The following is a 13774-nucleotide window of genomic DNA, read 5'->3' on the forward strand; positions in this document are numbered from 1 at the left end:
CGGTTGCGTTTAGCTGGTTGCGGTCATCTTGAAGATGGCCTGGGCGTTCGATGGGTCGAAGCTGAGATCAAGTATCGGCGCGGTCTGCGTGGCCTCGCCAGGGATGAAGTCGCGGGCGATGAACTCGAGGAAGGAGCCGGGCACCTCGCGCTCGACGAGGGAGCCCGAGGCATCGCGGAAGCTGCGCATGACGCGGGCGGCGTGGAAGGCGGTCTGACGGACGCGGCCCGAGCCCGAGACCTCGACCTTGTCCTTCATGGGCTGGCCGAGGGCCTTCTGCTCAATCGTCAGCTTCTCGACATCCTGCACGCGATCCGTTGCGTGGTTGAAGGCGTTGCCCTCGGTGGATATCCAGGCCATTTCGGCGGAGTGCGGCAGCAGGGCCTCGTAGTCGGCAAGCGTGGGCACATCGTGCTGGCGGTCGAAGCAGAGGACCAGCGCAGGTAGCAGGGCCACGGCGTCGGCGATGGAGAGTGAGCCTTCCACCTCAAGTTTCGTGAGCAGGGCCACGGCTTCGGGTGCGAGAGGGTCTTTCGAGGAAGAGGTGACGCGCGTTACGGCCTCGCCAAACTCGGCGGGGAAGCGGTCGACGTGTAGCTCGCTGATGAAGAACTGGGCGATGGTCTCGGGGTGCTCGGCCTGGGCGTAGGAGCGGCCGGTCATGCGCAGGCGCTCGAGCGGGTAGGTGCCACGCAGTTGGTAGCCGAGCGGACGCAGGATGCGCATGATGGCCTCTTGTCCACCGGGAAGAGCGCCCATGCCCGCGAGATCGACCGTGCGGACCGCGCCGTGGTCGTGCAGGATGGTGCCGCCATGCTCGAGGCAACGTTCCACGTAAAGGGCGGCGGCGGGAACGCGGGCGATGAGGTCTTCGAAGAGCAGCACGTTGAGCGCCTGGGCCAGGACTGCGCGGCTGACTCGGTTGCCGGGTGCGAGCAGAGCCGGGTCGAGGGTGAGGATGCGAAGCAGGCGGCCGGTGCGCTCGGGCCCAATGACGGGCGTAAGGATCTGTTCGAGGACGATGGGCTCAGACGATGGCATGGGAACTCCGTGTGGCGGCTGATTCAGCGGTTCTTGCATGATAGCCCGAGGCTGGATTGAGCGACAATCTGTATCTTGCCGGTCCTCGAGCAGGAAGCCACGTAACATGGGGCCGAATGCAGAAATGGAGCTGCGATGAGAACGGATTTGCTGCGATTCAACGGTGCTGTCGAACGCGATCCCGCCATTGGTGCGTGGATGAAGGAGCATGAAGGAGAGTTGGGAGCCATCGCGCAGCAGTGGTTTGAGGTGATGCGAAGCTGCGGGGATGAGGTCCGGGAGGTCTTGCACGACGGTTGTCCGGTCGCCTGTCTGGGCGATGCTCCCTTCGGCTACGTCAATGTATTCACCTCGCACGTGAATGTGGGGTTCTTTCACGGCGCGGCACTACCGGACCAGGCCCGCTTGTTGCAAGGTGCTGGCAAGTTTATGCGCCATGTGAAGCTGCGACCGGGAACCGCTACAGATGCCGCGGCGCTCGGCAGGCTTATCGAGGCAGCGTATCTGGATATCAAGGCGCGCGTTGAAAACGGCTAGCTGCGCCCTCAGGCCTCTTCGCCCATGCCGCGTGTGCAGTCTATTTGGGAGAAGATCAACGCGGCGATCAGCACCATGGCGGCGACTCCGCGCAGCGGGAGGTTGTAGTCGCCGGTGGCCTTGATGATGTAGCCGAAGACGACGGTGCACACCCAGCCGCCGAGGTTGCCCGCCGTATTCATGACGCCCGTGGCTGTGCCGCCGTAGCGTCCGCCCAGGCTCATGCACATGGCCCAGGCAGAGGGCAGCATCAGGTCCATGACGCCGAAGCCGAGCGTGGACAGGACGACGATGGCCGCGTGGCCATGCACGAGGCTCATGCTGAGCAGCAGGGCGCTGGTGGCGATGAGGCAGAGGCTTGTGACCCAGCGGTAGGTTCGCCGTGCGCCATGGTGCTCGACCAGACGCTCGCTGACGACTCCGCCGACGAGGTTTCCGGCCAGCCCCATGACGAAGGGGAACGATGCGAAGATGCCCATCTGCGCGACGGAGAGGCCCGCGCCGCGTACCAGCCAGGTGGTGAACCAGCCGTAGTAGAACCAGCTTCCCCACGCGTAGCAGAAGTAGGCGAGGACGAGCAGCCAGAGTTGGGGCAGGGCGAAGAGACGTCGCCATGGGATGGCATGATGCGTGGCTCCGTGCGCGATCTGTCCGGCGCGGATCTCTTCTAACTCACCGGAGGTAATTCCGGGCATCTCAGACGGGTCATTGCGGAACCACAGCCACCAAGCCGCCGACCATGCGAGGCCCACGCAGCCGAGGACCCAGAAGACTCCGCGCCAGCCGACGTGGCGGGCGAGCGGCACCAGCAGCAGGGGAGCCAGTGCTCCGCCCAGACGGCTTGCGCCCCAGATGAATCCCTGGGCGCGGGCGTGCTCGTTCTTGGGGAACCAGCGCGAGAGCACTCCCGCCGCATTGGGATAGGCTCCGGCTGCTCCGACGCCGAAGAGGAAGCGTGCGGCGGTGATCTGGAAGAAGCTGCGGCACCAGCCGGTGAGCGCGGTGAAGCCGGACCACCAGACCGTGATGCGCGTCAGCTCGAGGCGTTGGCCGTTGCGGTCGCCGAAGGCCCCGGAGGGTATCTCGAAGAGCGCGTTGGCCAGCACATAGGAGCTGAGCACCCAGCCCCACTGCTCGGGTGTCAGGTGCAGCTCGCCGCGGATGCCGGGCTCGGCAACAGGAATGGCGAGCCGGTCCAGAAAGGTGATGACCGAGACCACGCACAGCAATCCCAGAACGCCATGCCGCTTCTTCAACGTGCCGCCGATCCGTTGCGGGAGGCCATGATCTCCGCCGCGCGCCGTACTGCCAGCTCAGGGCTGCTGAGCACGGGCATGGCCAGCAGGCCCTCGGGCATCGCCTTCACCACGCGCGCCATGGAGGCCTGAGCCAGCACGACCACGTCGACACCCTTCATGTCGTTCTGCAAAGCCTGGCTCAAGATGCGGTCGTGGGTCGCGGTGTCTCCGGCGAGCACGGCGTCGAAGGCTCCGTCGCAGAGCGAGGAGACGATCTCGATCTCCCTGCCTGCCTCGGCAGCCTTGGCCTGGAGCAGCGCGATGGTGGGTTCGAGCGTCGTGCGCAGCGTGGCCATCACGCCGATGCGGCGGCCCATCCGCACGGCCTGCTCGGCCATCGCGTCATCCACGCGGACGACGGGGAAGTCGAAGAGCTGCTTGCCTAGCTCGACGCCCGCGCCGATGGAGGAGCAGGTGACCATCACGGCGTCAGCACCGGACATCTCGGCCGACTCGATCATGGCGAGCAGCCGCCGCATGGTCACGCGGCGCAGGTATCCGTTGCGGATCGTGTCCTTGATGAGGCTCTCGTCCACCATGTGAAAGATCGTAGTCTCAGGCATCTGTTCGGCACAGAGAGCACCGAACAGCGGGGTCAGGGTGGGGCTTGTGTGAATCAATGCAAGGGTCTGCGCCACGTCGGGTCATCCTCCAGAAACACCGTTAGAAACACCATCAGGAACGTCATGCTCCGCCACTCTCGTGGCCGCGGCATGGGACGACTCTCCTTCTACGCGGAGCTTGCCTCTTAGTAAAGATGAGTTTGCTCTCGAGTGGCGTAACCGCGGGGAACCAGCGCGTAAGGCCATCTCAATGAACCGCATAGCGGAACGCTTCGGCTCTTGCGGCGTCGTGGAATATCGCGGCCTGCCCTGGCTTCCATTGTCCATCATGGACGGGTTTGAGACACAATGCGATTCCTGCATGGATAAATCAGGCGAGAACGTTTTATGCTGGCTCACGTTTATTGCAGAAGTTGCAGCGCAGGTCTAAGAGTTATTGAGTTATCTCCGAGAGGTTCCGCTTGTATCGCAAACTATTCTTCGCGCTCCTTCTATGTGCCGCGCCTCTGGCTGCGCAGGCTCCGATGACCTCTCCTCAGCCCCTGCGGTTCGGTACTGCATGGTATCCCGAGCAGTGGCCCGAGGAGCGTTGGGAGGCCGATTTGCAACTGATGGAAGCGGCGCACATGAACGTCGTGCGCGTCGCCGAGTTTGCCTGGTCTACGATGGAGCCGTCCGAAGGGCACTTCGATTTCACCTGGCTCGATCATGCCATCACCCTGGCCGCGAAGCATCACATCGCTGTCGTGTTGGGCACGCCGACCGCCGCGCCGCCTGCGTGGTTGACCACGAAGTATCCGGAGACGCTGCGGGTGGACGAGGACGGTAAGCGCGCGGAGCATGGCAACCGCCAACACTTCTCCTTTACAAGCCCGCGTTACCGTGAGCTGAGTGCTCGCATTGCGCTCGAGATGGCGAAGCACTTCGGCCACAACCCAAATGTGATCGGCTGGCAGCTCGACAACGAGCTAGCGGCGCCCTCGTTCGATCCTTCCGCGAAGCAGCAGTTCCACCTATGGCTTCAGCATCGCTACGGCACCATCGCGGAGCTGAACCGGCGCTGGGCTACCGCCTACTGGTCGCAGACCTACGATAACTTCGACGAGATCCCCGTCCATGCCAAGGGAGAAAACCCCGCGCTGCTGCTGGACTGGAAGCGTTTCGCTACCGATACCTGGGTTGACTACATGGCGAACCAGATCAACGTGATTCGTCCCAACATCGCCCCAGGCCAGTTCATCACAACCAATACGATGCACTGGTTCCAAGGCTTCGATCACTACGTGCTGCATCGCTCGCTCGACATAGCCGCGTGGGACGACTACTACCCCGACGGCCATCTCGATCCCGTTGTGAACGCGGTTCAACACGATCTCGTGCGCGGCTTCAAGCAGAAGAACTTCTGGGTGATGGAGACGCAGCCGGGCTTTGTGAACTGGGGGGCGATCAACACGATCCTGCCACCGGGCGTGACGCGCGAGATGGCGTGGCAGGCCGTGGGCCACGGTGCCGACGCGGTGCTCTACTGGCAGTGGCGCTCGGCGCTCAACGGGCAGGAGGAGTATCACGGTACGCTGCTTGGAGCGGATGGAACCCCGGTGCCAATCTACGCCGAGCTTCAGAAGACGGGTGCGGAGTTCGAGCAGGCCAGCAAGGCTCTGGCAGGAACGTCTCTACATGCCTCAGTAGCGGTGCTGCAATCGTACGATAGCCACTGGGCTATTGACTTCCAGAAGCATAGCCAGAAGTTCGATTACGAGGAGCAGTTCACGGACCTCTATCGGGCTCTTCAGCCTCTGGCACAGAACATCGACATCCTCTCGCCGGATGCCGATCTGACCGGCTATAAGGTGGTCTTCGCGCCTTCGTTGAACGTCATCTCGGACGCGACTGCTAAGAATTTGCTGGCCTATGTTCAGCGGGGCGGACACCTGGTGCTGGGTCCGCGTTCCGGAATGAAGAACGGGGACAACGCGCTTCAGCCCGAGCGCCAGCCCGGCCCCCTGGCCGCCGCGCTGGGCGGGCATGTGGCGCAGTACTATGCCCTCGACAAGCCAGTGGAGATTACCGGGCCGCTCGGCTCCGGCTCAGCCGCTATCTGGGCCGAGGAGCTGAGCCCGACGGCTCCTGATGCCAAGGTGCTGATGACCTACGCCGACAGCGCGGGCTGGCTCGCGGGCAAACCTGCGGCCATCGAGCATGGCTTTGGCAAGGGCAGCATCACTTACATTGGCGCGACGCTTGACGCGGGACTGATGAAGGCTGCGGTCACTTCGTCGCTGAGCGAGGCGGAGGTTCATCCCATCCTGCCGGGGCTACCGGCTGATGTGGAGCTGATGGATCGTTCTAGTGCTCAGGGAGCTGTGTGGATCTTCATCAATCATGGTTCGGCAGCCCAACATGTCGAGACGCATCGCGACGGGACGGAGCTGCTCTCCGGCAAGTCCGGTCAGTCGATTGAACTGCCTCCTCATGGCGTGGCCGTGTACCAGCTTGCGAGGCGGCCGTGATCCGAGCCGGAGTTGTACTTGCTGTAGCTCTTATCTCGGGTACCTGGAGTCATGCTCAGGAGGCAAAGCCCCACATGACGCCAAACGCTCCTCTGCTTGGATCGGCATGGTATCCGGAGCAGTGGCCGGAGTCGCGCTGGGATGCTGATCTCGCGCTGATGGAACAGGCGCACATGAACGTCGTGCGCATCGGCGAGTTTGCGTGGTCGACGCTGGAGCCATCCGAGGGGCGCTACGATCTGGACTGGCTCGATCGGGCGATTACTCTGGCGGGTAAGCATCATCTCGCTGTCGTCCTTGGCACGCCGACCGACGCACCGCCCGCGTGGCTGACCACGAAGTATCCTGACACCTTGGGCATGAACGCCGACGGTCACTACCGTGAGCACGGCGGGCGGCGTCAGTTTAACTATGCCAGCCTCCGCTATCGGCAGCTCTGCGCGCTGATCGTGAGGCAGATGGCTCAGCGCTTCGGCCACAATCCCAACATCATCGGCTGGCAGATCGGCAACGAGTACACGGACGAGTCCTTCGACACTGCGACCCGCGCACAGTTTCAGCACTTTCTTCAAGCGAAGTATAAAACGCTCGACAACCTGAACCGGCAGTGGACGACGGCTTACTGGTCGCAGACTTATACCGCATGGGACCAGATCCCAATGGTGAACACGAATGGAAACCCCGGCTTGTTGCTGGAGCATAAGCACTTCGTTACTGCGACGTGGCGCAGCTTCCAGAAGGAGCAGGTAGACGTACTGCGTGCGGCCATCCTGCCGTCGCAGTTCATCACGACGAACATCGGCGGCCTCGCTTGGTCGGATAACTGGGATCACTACGAGATGACCGAGGACCTCGACCTGGCGAGTTGGGACGACTACGTCGGGCAGGGGCATCTGCAGCCTGCGCGCAATGCCATGCTTAACGACTTCGTGCGCGGCTGGAAGCGGCAGAACTTCTGGGTGATGGAGACGCAGCCCGGCTCGGTGAACTGGGCTCCGATCAACAATGCGCTTGCGCCTGGCGAGACCCGCGCTCTGGCGTGGCAGACTATCGGCCACGGTGCTGATGCTGTCCTTTATTGGCAGTGGCGCGACGCGCTCAATGGGCAGGAACAGTATCACGGAGCCATCGCTGGGCCCGATGGCAAGCCATTGCCGATCTATGACGAGATCGAGCAGCTAGGCCGCGACCTCGACCTTACGCGCAGTGCGCTCGCGGGCACATCGCCTCATGCGGAGGTGGCGGTTCTGCATGATTACGATTCGCGCTGGGCCATCGACTTCCAGCTCCACACGCGAGAGTATGACCAGCAGCAGGTGCTGGTACGCTTCTACGCGCAGCTGCAAGAGCTTGTCCGCAGCGTCGACGTCATCCGGCCTATAACGAACCTCGATGGTTACAAATTGCTGGTCGCGCCCTCGCTCAACGTCATCCCGCAGACGCTGGCCGATCATCTGATGGCGTGGGTGCAGGCGGGTGGTCACCTGCTGCTGGGGCCGCGTTCGGGGATGAAGGACGAGTACAACTCACTTCATCCGCAGCGCCAGCCGGGGCCGCTGGCTGCGGCGCTGGGAGGCCGCGTGGAGCAGTACTACGCACTCACAGAGCCGGTGCGGATCGGCAAAGATGCAACGACTGACATCTGGGCTGAGCAGCTCTCCACTACGGCGGCCGATACGACGGTTGACCTGCGTTATGGTGTGGCCAATGGCTGGCTCGACGGCCGGCCGGCCATGATTACGCGAGCGGTGGGGAGGGGAAGCATATCCTATCTCGGCGCTCTGCCTGATGAGGCGAGCATGCGCAGCCTGATGAGCACGGCTGTGCATGACGCCCACGTCGCCGCATCCTCGGCCAGCCTGCCTAAGGATGTGGAACTCTGCATCCGCAGCAACGCGGAGCGCACCATTGCCATCCTCATCAATCACTCGAACGCCGCTCAGCAGGCTGTCTTGACGGGGCGCTATCGTAGTCTTCTTCCCGCCGTCAGCACGCGGCCCGGCGCGAACACAACCACGGTCGAGCTGCCCATGCAGGGCGTCGCCGTTCTTGAGGTATCCCGATGATGAACCGTCGTTGCTTTCTTCGTGCCAGCCTCCAGGCTGCTGCTCTTGCCTCCGCGCCGCCACTGCTTCAGGCTGCCGACGATCCCGTTGCGCCTTATCGCACGCCGTACAAGTACCCCGAGCTGATCTACAAGGCCACTGGTAACAAGATGGATTTCGATGGCCTGGCCGTCGATGACCCCATCGTCTTTCGCGCCAACGGAAGGTTCCACATGCTCTACATAGGCTTCGACGGTACCGGCTATCAGACCGGACTTGCCAGCTCAGGGGACCTCGTTCACTGGACGCCGACAGCGCTGGTCGGGCCGCGCGATGCGAACTCGCAGTATACGAAGTACAACCTTGCGATCAGCTCCATCCTGCGCGATAAGAACCTGCACGGTACGGGCGAGGCCCTGAAGGTTGATGGCCATTACATCGCCGCGTGGAACGCCTACCCTTCTGCCGGTTATGAGTCGGGAGCCGCCGTCATAGGCCTTGCGCGTTCGTCCGATCTGTTGCATTGGACACTGACCGACGCGATCCTGTTGCCGCAGGACGGAGCACCGTGGGAGCACGGCGGTCTCTATCGCCCGGACCTCTTGCTCGACAACGGGATGTACTATCTCTACTACAACGCCAAGACCGACACGTTGCCAAAACTCGAAGGCGGCGGATGGCACGAGCAGAGCGGCGTCGCGACTAGCCGTGACCTGAAGACATGGACACGCTCTCCGCTCAGCCCGATCCTGAAGAACGGGCCGCGTGGCTCGGCGACTTATCCTGCGGCAAACCCGCTGCATGACCAGATGCCAGCAACGCCCGATGCGCGTGATAGCCGCTTCGCCTCGAACCCATACGTGATGAAGTATGGCAAGCAGTATGCGATGTTCTACTTCGGCTTCGGTTATGAGCGCCCGGGCCGGGCCTGCGAGATGCTCGCGCTCGGCAACGACCCACTGCACTTTACGAAGGTTCCCGAGGTCTTGATCGACATCGGTAGGCCCGGCACAGTGGATGAGACCTTCGCGCATAAGCCCTCGGCGATCTACCACGAGGGCGCGCTCTATCACTTCTACTGTGCTGTCTCGGGCAAGTATCCCAACGAGGTTCGAGGTATCGCGGTAGCTCGCTCGAAGCCCTGGTAGCTAAGCTTTAGCACCGCGTATGGAGAAGGTGGATGTACCGGAGCCTAGGCGGTACACCCTTGCCTCACCATCCTTGCGCAGCAGCTTCGCGGTGCGACTTGCCGTAACGAACTCGCCCTTGCGTGCCGGGACCACGACCGTCGCTTCAACTCCCGTAGGAATGGTTACTTCCATGCGGGTGATGCCGCCTTCACGCTTCCAACTGCTCGCGATTTTGCCAACCGTCGATTTGTAACTGGAGTTGATCCAATTTAAACCTGCGACCATATCGGGCCGAATCGTAATTCGCTCGGCTGGATCGGGCCGTGACATGTCGATGTCGATGCCGCCCAGGCCGCGATAGAACCACTCCTCCACCGCACCGAGCATGAAGTGATCCTGGCTGGCGTGTGGGTTCGCATCCCACGCCTCGGTCAACGCGGTCGCGCCCGCAGCCAGTTGCGAGCCATAACTTGGAGCGTCCTTGCGCAGTGTCATTGTGAGTAGCAGGTCGCCGCGTCCGGCGGCCATCAGGGCGCGCAGCAGGTAGGGATAGCTCACCTCTCCGGTAGTCACGTGGTCATCGTGCGCGTGGATATCCGCCACGATATGCGCAAGCACCTGCGCGCGCCTCTCTTCCGGCACTACGCCCAGAGCCAGCGGCATCGCGTTCGCAGCTTGGCTGCCCTTGTCGTAGAAGCCGGCCTTGTCATCCCAGAAGCGCCGGTTGAATGCGGCCTTGGTGCGCTCGGATAGAGCGGTATATGCCGCGGCATCTTCGTTATGGCCTAGCAGCGAGGCGATCTTTCTCATGACCACGGCGTCCTCGTAGAGCATCAGCGTTCCTGTCACGCCAGTCGTCGTTAGCTTACTGACACCGGGATTGCCCGGCCCAATGTCGTACCAGTCGCCAAGGCCGTAGTCGACGACGCCGTCGTGCGCCTTGCTCTCGAGATACTTCACGTATGCCTGCATCGTCGGATAGCTGCGGGCAAGCTCTCTGGCGTCGCCGTAAAACCGGTAAGCCGCCCACGGAGCCAGCACCGCGGCCGAACCCCACTCGGGCGAGTCGTTGAAGATATCCCACTTGGGGTCAAAGACCATGTACTGCGGCGCGATCTCAGGCACCATGCCGTCGGTTCGCTGGGCATCGGCCATGTTTTTGTCAGTCGCCTGAAAGAGGGCTTCGAGATTGTTATTGAAGTTCAATCCCGCCGCGACCAGGTGCGTCTCCTCCAGCCAGCCCAGTTTCTCGCGATGCGGGCAATCGGTGAAGAGGCTGGCCTCGTTGTTGTGCATCGCGGAGACGATCAGCTTGTGAATCGCGTTGAGCATCGGGCTTGAGCTTGCGAAGGTGCCTGTGTCGGGCGAGTCCGAGGTCAGGCGCTTGGCGGAGATATTAACGATGTGCGCTCCTGTGCCACTCCACTCGGCCTGCATGTAGCGGAATCCGTAGTAATCGAACTGTGGTTCCCACTCTTCGACGCCCGTTCCCTTGAGTGTGTACGTCCACCACGCGGGACCGCCGGAGCTGCGCTGGATCGGCGTGCCATCGGGATTGAGAAGTTCGCTAGGGGTGAGCTTCAGCACCGCTCCCGCCGGTCCTTGCACCCTGATCCGGGGACGGCCTGAGAAGTTCTGGCCGAAGTCATAGAGGACGGTATTGGGGCCGAGGTCCTTCGCCTTTGCAGGGGGATAGCTTTGAGCCTCGTGCATCTCGGGAGATATCTCGGCGCGCAGCTCGCCGCCCGGCCCCGCAACGATAGACACCTCAGCCCAGCTTGAATCGTCGAAGCCCGCACGGCTCCATCCCGCCTGAACCTTGCGCGCATCGTAGTCCTCGCCACCATAGGTGGAGCTGAAGACCACGGGCCCCCGCGCTGCCTTCCATGCTGTATCGCTCGCGATCACCTCAGTCCGTCCATCCGAATAGCGCAGGCGCAGCTCGGCGATCATCTTCGGCGGTCCAAAGCTGCCCTCGAACTTGGTGTACCTTGCCTTGCCGTTCGGCATCACGCTTCTCTGCACGTTGTACATGCCGTTGCCCAGCATCACACCCAGCGCATGGTGTCCCGCGTTGAGTTGCGCGGTCAGGTCGTAGCTCGAGTAGGTCACGGTCTTGCGATAGCTGGTCCACGCCTGATGCAGACCGGAGGGAGCAATCGTGGAGCTGCCATCGAGCTGCGCCTCCCACTGGCCCAATCCGGCGATGCGCAGGATGGCCTCCACGGGCTTCTCACGCAGGGCAAACTCGCGCCGAAAGATCGGCATGGGTTTGCCGCCATCGGACTCGGCTCCATCGCGTATGGTGCTCCAGGGAGCCTGAATCCACTTGCCCTGCCACTCTCTTTCCGCAATGCGGAAACGCGCGGGATCGCTCCAGGTCATCGGAGCGCCGTTTGCGTTGTGAGTCGTCACGCTCCACCAGTACTCCGAACCTTGCTCCAACGCCGGGCCGGTGTAGATCATCGCGAGGGAGTTTGTCTTCACCCAGCCGCTATCCCAGACCTCTCCTTTGCCTGCCTTGGCCGTGGCCGCGCTGTGAGATACAACGACGCGTGCCTCGTCTTCCAGCGTCCCGTGCGGCAGCGGTGTGCGTTCTCCATAGGTCCAGCTAAAGCGGGGATGAGCCTCTTCCACGGCGAGCGGAGTCTCGCGACCTTCGCAGTGCAGCTCCGTTACCCGGCCCGGGTGTCCGGTTGCTGCTCCCGCTCCTGCCATCCCTGCGAGAGCCAACGCCATCACCGCCGCTGTTCCACTCCATGCCATTGCCGATCTCCTTCGAACTTGCCTATCAAACTACCCCGCCCTCTGCTATTGTGTCGCCGTGAAATCTATCATCCGTCTCGCCGCCCTCGTCCCCTGCGCAGCGCCCCTCGCGTTGCTCGCCCAGACTGCTCTTCCTACCCCTGAGCAGAGCCAGGCTAACATCGCCCGCCAGGTTGCTCGCGTCCATGCAGAGGTGGCCGATTCGAACCGCGACGCGCCCTTCCACGGCAACTGGGACTCTCTCGCCAGGTACAAGGCAGGGGACTGGTTCCGCGACGACAAGTTCGGCATCTTCCTGCACTGGGGCGTCTACTCCGTTCCGGCATTCGGAAACGAGTGGTACTCCCGCAACATCTACGTGCCCGGCAATCCGGCCAACGAGCATCAGGTAGCCACCTACGGCCCGCTGACGAAGTTCGGCTATAAGGACTTCATTCCGCAGTTCAAGGCGGAGAAGTTCGACGCCAAGGCCTGGGTTGATCTCTTCGCTCGCGCAGGTGCGCGCTACATTGTGCCCGTGGCCGAGCACTGCGACGGCTTTGCCATGTACAACTCCGACATGACGCCTTGGAACGCCAGCCTGATGGGGCCGCACCGCGACGTCGTAGGCGAACTGGCTGCCGCCACGCGGGCCAAAGGGTTGAACTTCGGTGTCTCCTCCCACACGGCCGAGCACTGGTGGTGGTATGGCCGTGGCCGCTCCTTCGCCTCCGACGTACGCGACCAGACGCCGCTCACCGCCGAGCTATACGGTCCCGCCGCGACGATGAACATGCCCGGTCCCGATGGCACCGTGGACGACGAGAAGGAGCCCGATCCATCGCATCTGGAGAAGTGGCTCCCGCCCAGCCAGGCCTGGCTCGACAACTGGCTCGCCCGCTCCACCGAGCTGGTCGATAAGTACCATCCCGACTTCATTTACTTCGACTGGTGGATTGCTCAACCCGCGTACAAGCCGTTTCTTCAGGAGTTTGCCGCTTATTACTACGATAGTGCCGCTAAGCGGAACCAGCAGCCAATCCTGACTTACAAGGGAGAGTCCATGCCTGCCAATGTCGCAACGCTCGATATCGAGCGCGGAAAGCTCGATCAACTGCGCCTTCTGCCTTGGCAGACGGACACCTCCATCTCGGTTCATTCGTGGGGATACGTGGAGAATGACGAGTACCGCACGGCAAAGTCGCTCATCCATCAACTCGTCGATACTGTCTCTAAGAACGGCAACCTGTTGCTCAACGTCGGCCCCAAATCCGACGGCACCATCCCCGAGCAGGCCCGTGCCATCCTGCTCCAGATGGGCGACTGGCTGAGCGTCAACGGCGAGGCCATCTATGCCTCGCGGCCGTTTACGGTCTTTGGCGAAGGCCCTACCAAAGCGCCTAAAAACTCCACCGAGAAGAACAAGGACATTCAGGATTACACTCCGCAGGACATCCGCTACACCACCTCGCACGACGGCAAGATCCTCTACGCCACCGAGTTGGGATGGTCGACGACGCACTCGCTCATCCTGCACACGCTCTTCCGCGCCAATCCCTATCTGCCCGCTCCGGTCTGCTCGGTGCAGCTCATTGGCTCGCCTAATCCCATCCCCTTTACGCAGGAGATTGACGGCCTTCACCTTACGCTTCCCGATACGCAGCCCGCAGGCGATATCGCTTATGTCTTCCGCATCTTGACGCAGTGCCCTCGGAGCCACTGATCTGCAAGTGTTCCATTGCGCGGAACTGAAACTCGAGAATCATCCGCGAAAACAAGTTCTTTCATAAATTGGGCGATTCCTCTTCATTCCGTATTGACAGTGAGCCTTGCGCTCCTTAGGTTGGCTCCCGCAATCAGATCAGTCCGAAAGGCCACGGCCTTTCGGACGTGATGTTTTCTTTC

10 protein-coding genes are annotated in these 13774 nt (G+C 62.3%); 6 read left to right on the forward strand and 4 right to left on the reverse strand.

All coding sequences use genetic code 11. From position 1 onward, the window contains the following. Window positions 1-9: 9 nt before the first annotated feature. Complete coding sequence (locus tag FTO74_RS06175; protein ID WP_162537357.1) at window positions 10-1041, reverse strand: DUF1338 domain-containing protein; 1032 nt, start codon at window positions 1039-1041, stop codon at window positions 10-12. 135 nt (window positions 1042-1176) lie between these two features. On the opposite strand from FTO74_RS06175, the gene FTO74_RS06180 reads away from it, so the two are divergent. Next, window positions 1177-1578 (forward strand): DUF1801 domain-containing protein, encoded by a 402-nt coding sequence (locus FTO74_RS06180; protein ID WP_162537358.1) that lies wholly within the window; start codon window positions 1177-1179, stop codon window positions 1576-1578. 8 nt (window positions 1579-1586) lie between these two features. Here FTO74_RS06180 and FTO74_RS06185 read toward each other — a convergent pair whose 3' ends face one another. Continuing rightward, the gene (locus FTO74_RS06185; RefSeq protein ID WP_162537359.1) at window positions 1587-2834 is read right to left on the reverse strand and encodes an MFS transporter; all 1248 of its coding nucleotides are present in this window, start codon (window positions 2832-2834) and stop codon (window positions 1587-1589) included. Next, window positions 2831-3514 carry an aspartate/glutamate racemase family protein gene (locus FTO74_RS06190; protein ID WP_220399091.1) on the reverse strand — a complete coding sequence of 228 codons (684 nt, stop codon included), beginning with the start codon at window positions 3512-3514 and terminating at the stop codon, window positions 2831-2833. Before FTO74_RS06190 ends, FTO74_RS06185 begins: the two co-directional genes overlap by 4 nt. A 175-nt stretch (window positions 3515-3689) precedes the next feature. On the opposite strand from FTO74_RS06190, the gene FTO74_RS06195 reads away from it, so the two are divergent. The 4 genes from FTO74_RS06195 (at window position 3690) to FTO74_RS06210 (ending at window position 9142) form a co-directional block, all read left to right on the forward strand. Beyond that, a complete protein-coding gene (locus tag FTO74_RS06195; RefSeq protein WP_162537360.1) occupies window positions 3690-3869 on the forward strand; it encodes a hypothetical protein in 180 nt (59 codons plus the stop codon). 94 nt (window positions 3870-3963) lie between these two features. After that, on the forward strand, window positions 3964-5949 hold the full coding sequence (locus FTO74_RS06200; RefSeq protein WP_162537361.1) for a beta-galactosidase: 1986 nt from the start codon (window positions 3964-3966) through the stop codon (window positions 5947-5949). A 74-nt stretch (window positions 5950-6023) separates the two neighbouring features. Continuing rightward, complete coding sequence (locus FTO74_RS06205; protein WP_162537362.1) at window positions 6024-8015, forward strand: beta-galactosidase; 1992 nt, start codon at window positions 6024-6026, stop codon at window positions 8013-8015. Beyond that, window positions 8012-9142, forward strand: a complete 1131-nt coding sequence (locus FTO74_RS06210; protein WP_162537363.1) for a hypothetical protein — start codon at window positions 8012-8014, stop codon at window positions 9140-9142. Before FTO74_RS06205 ends, FTO74_RS06210 begins: the two co-directional genes overlap by 4 nt. Here FTO74_RS06210 and FTO74_RS06215 read toward each other — a convergent pair whose 3' ends face one another. Beyond that, window positions 9143-11890, reverse strand: a complete 2748-nt coding sequence (locus FTO74_RS06215) for an alpha-L-rhamnosidase (protein ID WP_162537364.1) — start codon at window positions 11888-11890, stop codon at window positions 9143-9145. A 58-nt stretch (window positions 11891-11948) separates the two neighbouring features. On the opposite strand from FTO74_RS06215, the gene FTO74_RS06220 reads away from it, so the two are divergent. Continuing rightward, window positions 11949-13592 (forward strand): alpha-L-fucosidase, encoded by a 1644-nt coding sequence (locus FTO74_RS06220; protein ID WP_162537365.1) that lies wholly within the window; start codon window positions 11949-11951, stop codon window positions 13590-13592. Window positions 13593-13774 lie beyond the last annotated feature (182 nt).

Origin of the sequence: Granulicella sp. WH15, from assembly GCF_009914315.1 — a bacterium.
GTDB lineage: Bacteria > Acidobacteriota > Terriglobia > Terriglobales > Acidobacteriaceae > Edaphobacter.

Bases quoted from the DNA above. Each gene is read 5' to 3' on its own strand.
- FTO74_RS06180 (WP_162537358.1), top strand. From the start codon at position 1,177: ATGAGAACGGATTTGCTGCGATTCAACGGTGCTGTCGAACGCGATCCC.
- FTO74_RS06205 (WP_162537362.1), top strand. From the start codon at position 6,024: ATGACGCCAAACGCTCCTCTGCTTGGATCGGCATGGTATCCGGAGCAG.
- FTO74_RS06200 (WP_162537361.1), top strand. From the start codon at position 3,964: ATGACCTCTCCTCAGCCCCTGCGGTTCGGTACTGCATGGTATCCCGAG.
- FTO74_RS06215 (WP_162537364.1), bottom strand. From the start codon at position 11,890: ATGGCATGGAGTGGAACAGCGGCGGTGATGGCGTTGGCTCTCGCAGGG.
- FTO74_RS06175 (WP_162537357.1), bottom strand. From the start codon at position 1,041: ATGCCATCGTCTGAGCCCATCGTCCTCGAACAGATCCTTACGCCCGTC.
- FTO74_RS06195 (WP_162537360.1), top strand. From the start codon at position 3,690: ATGAACCGCATAGCGGAACGCTTCGGCTCTTGCGGCGTCGTGGAATAT.
- FTO74_RS06210 (WP_162537363.1), top strand. From the start codon at position 8,012: ATGATGAACCGTCGTTGCTTTCTTCGTGCCAGCCTCCAGGCTGCTGCT.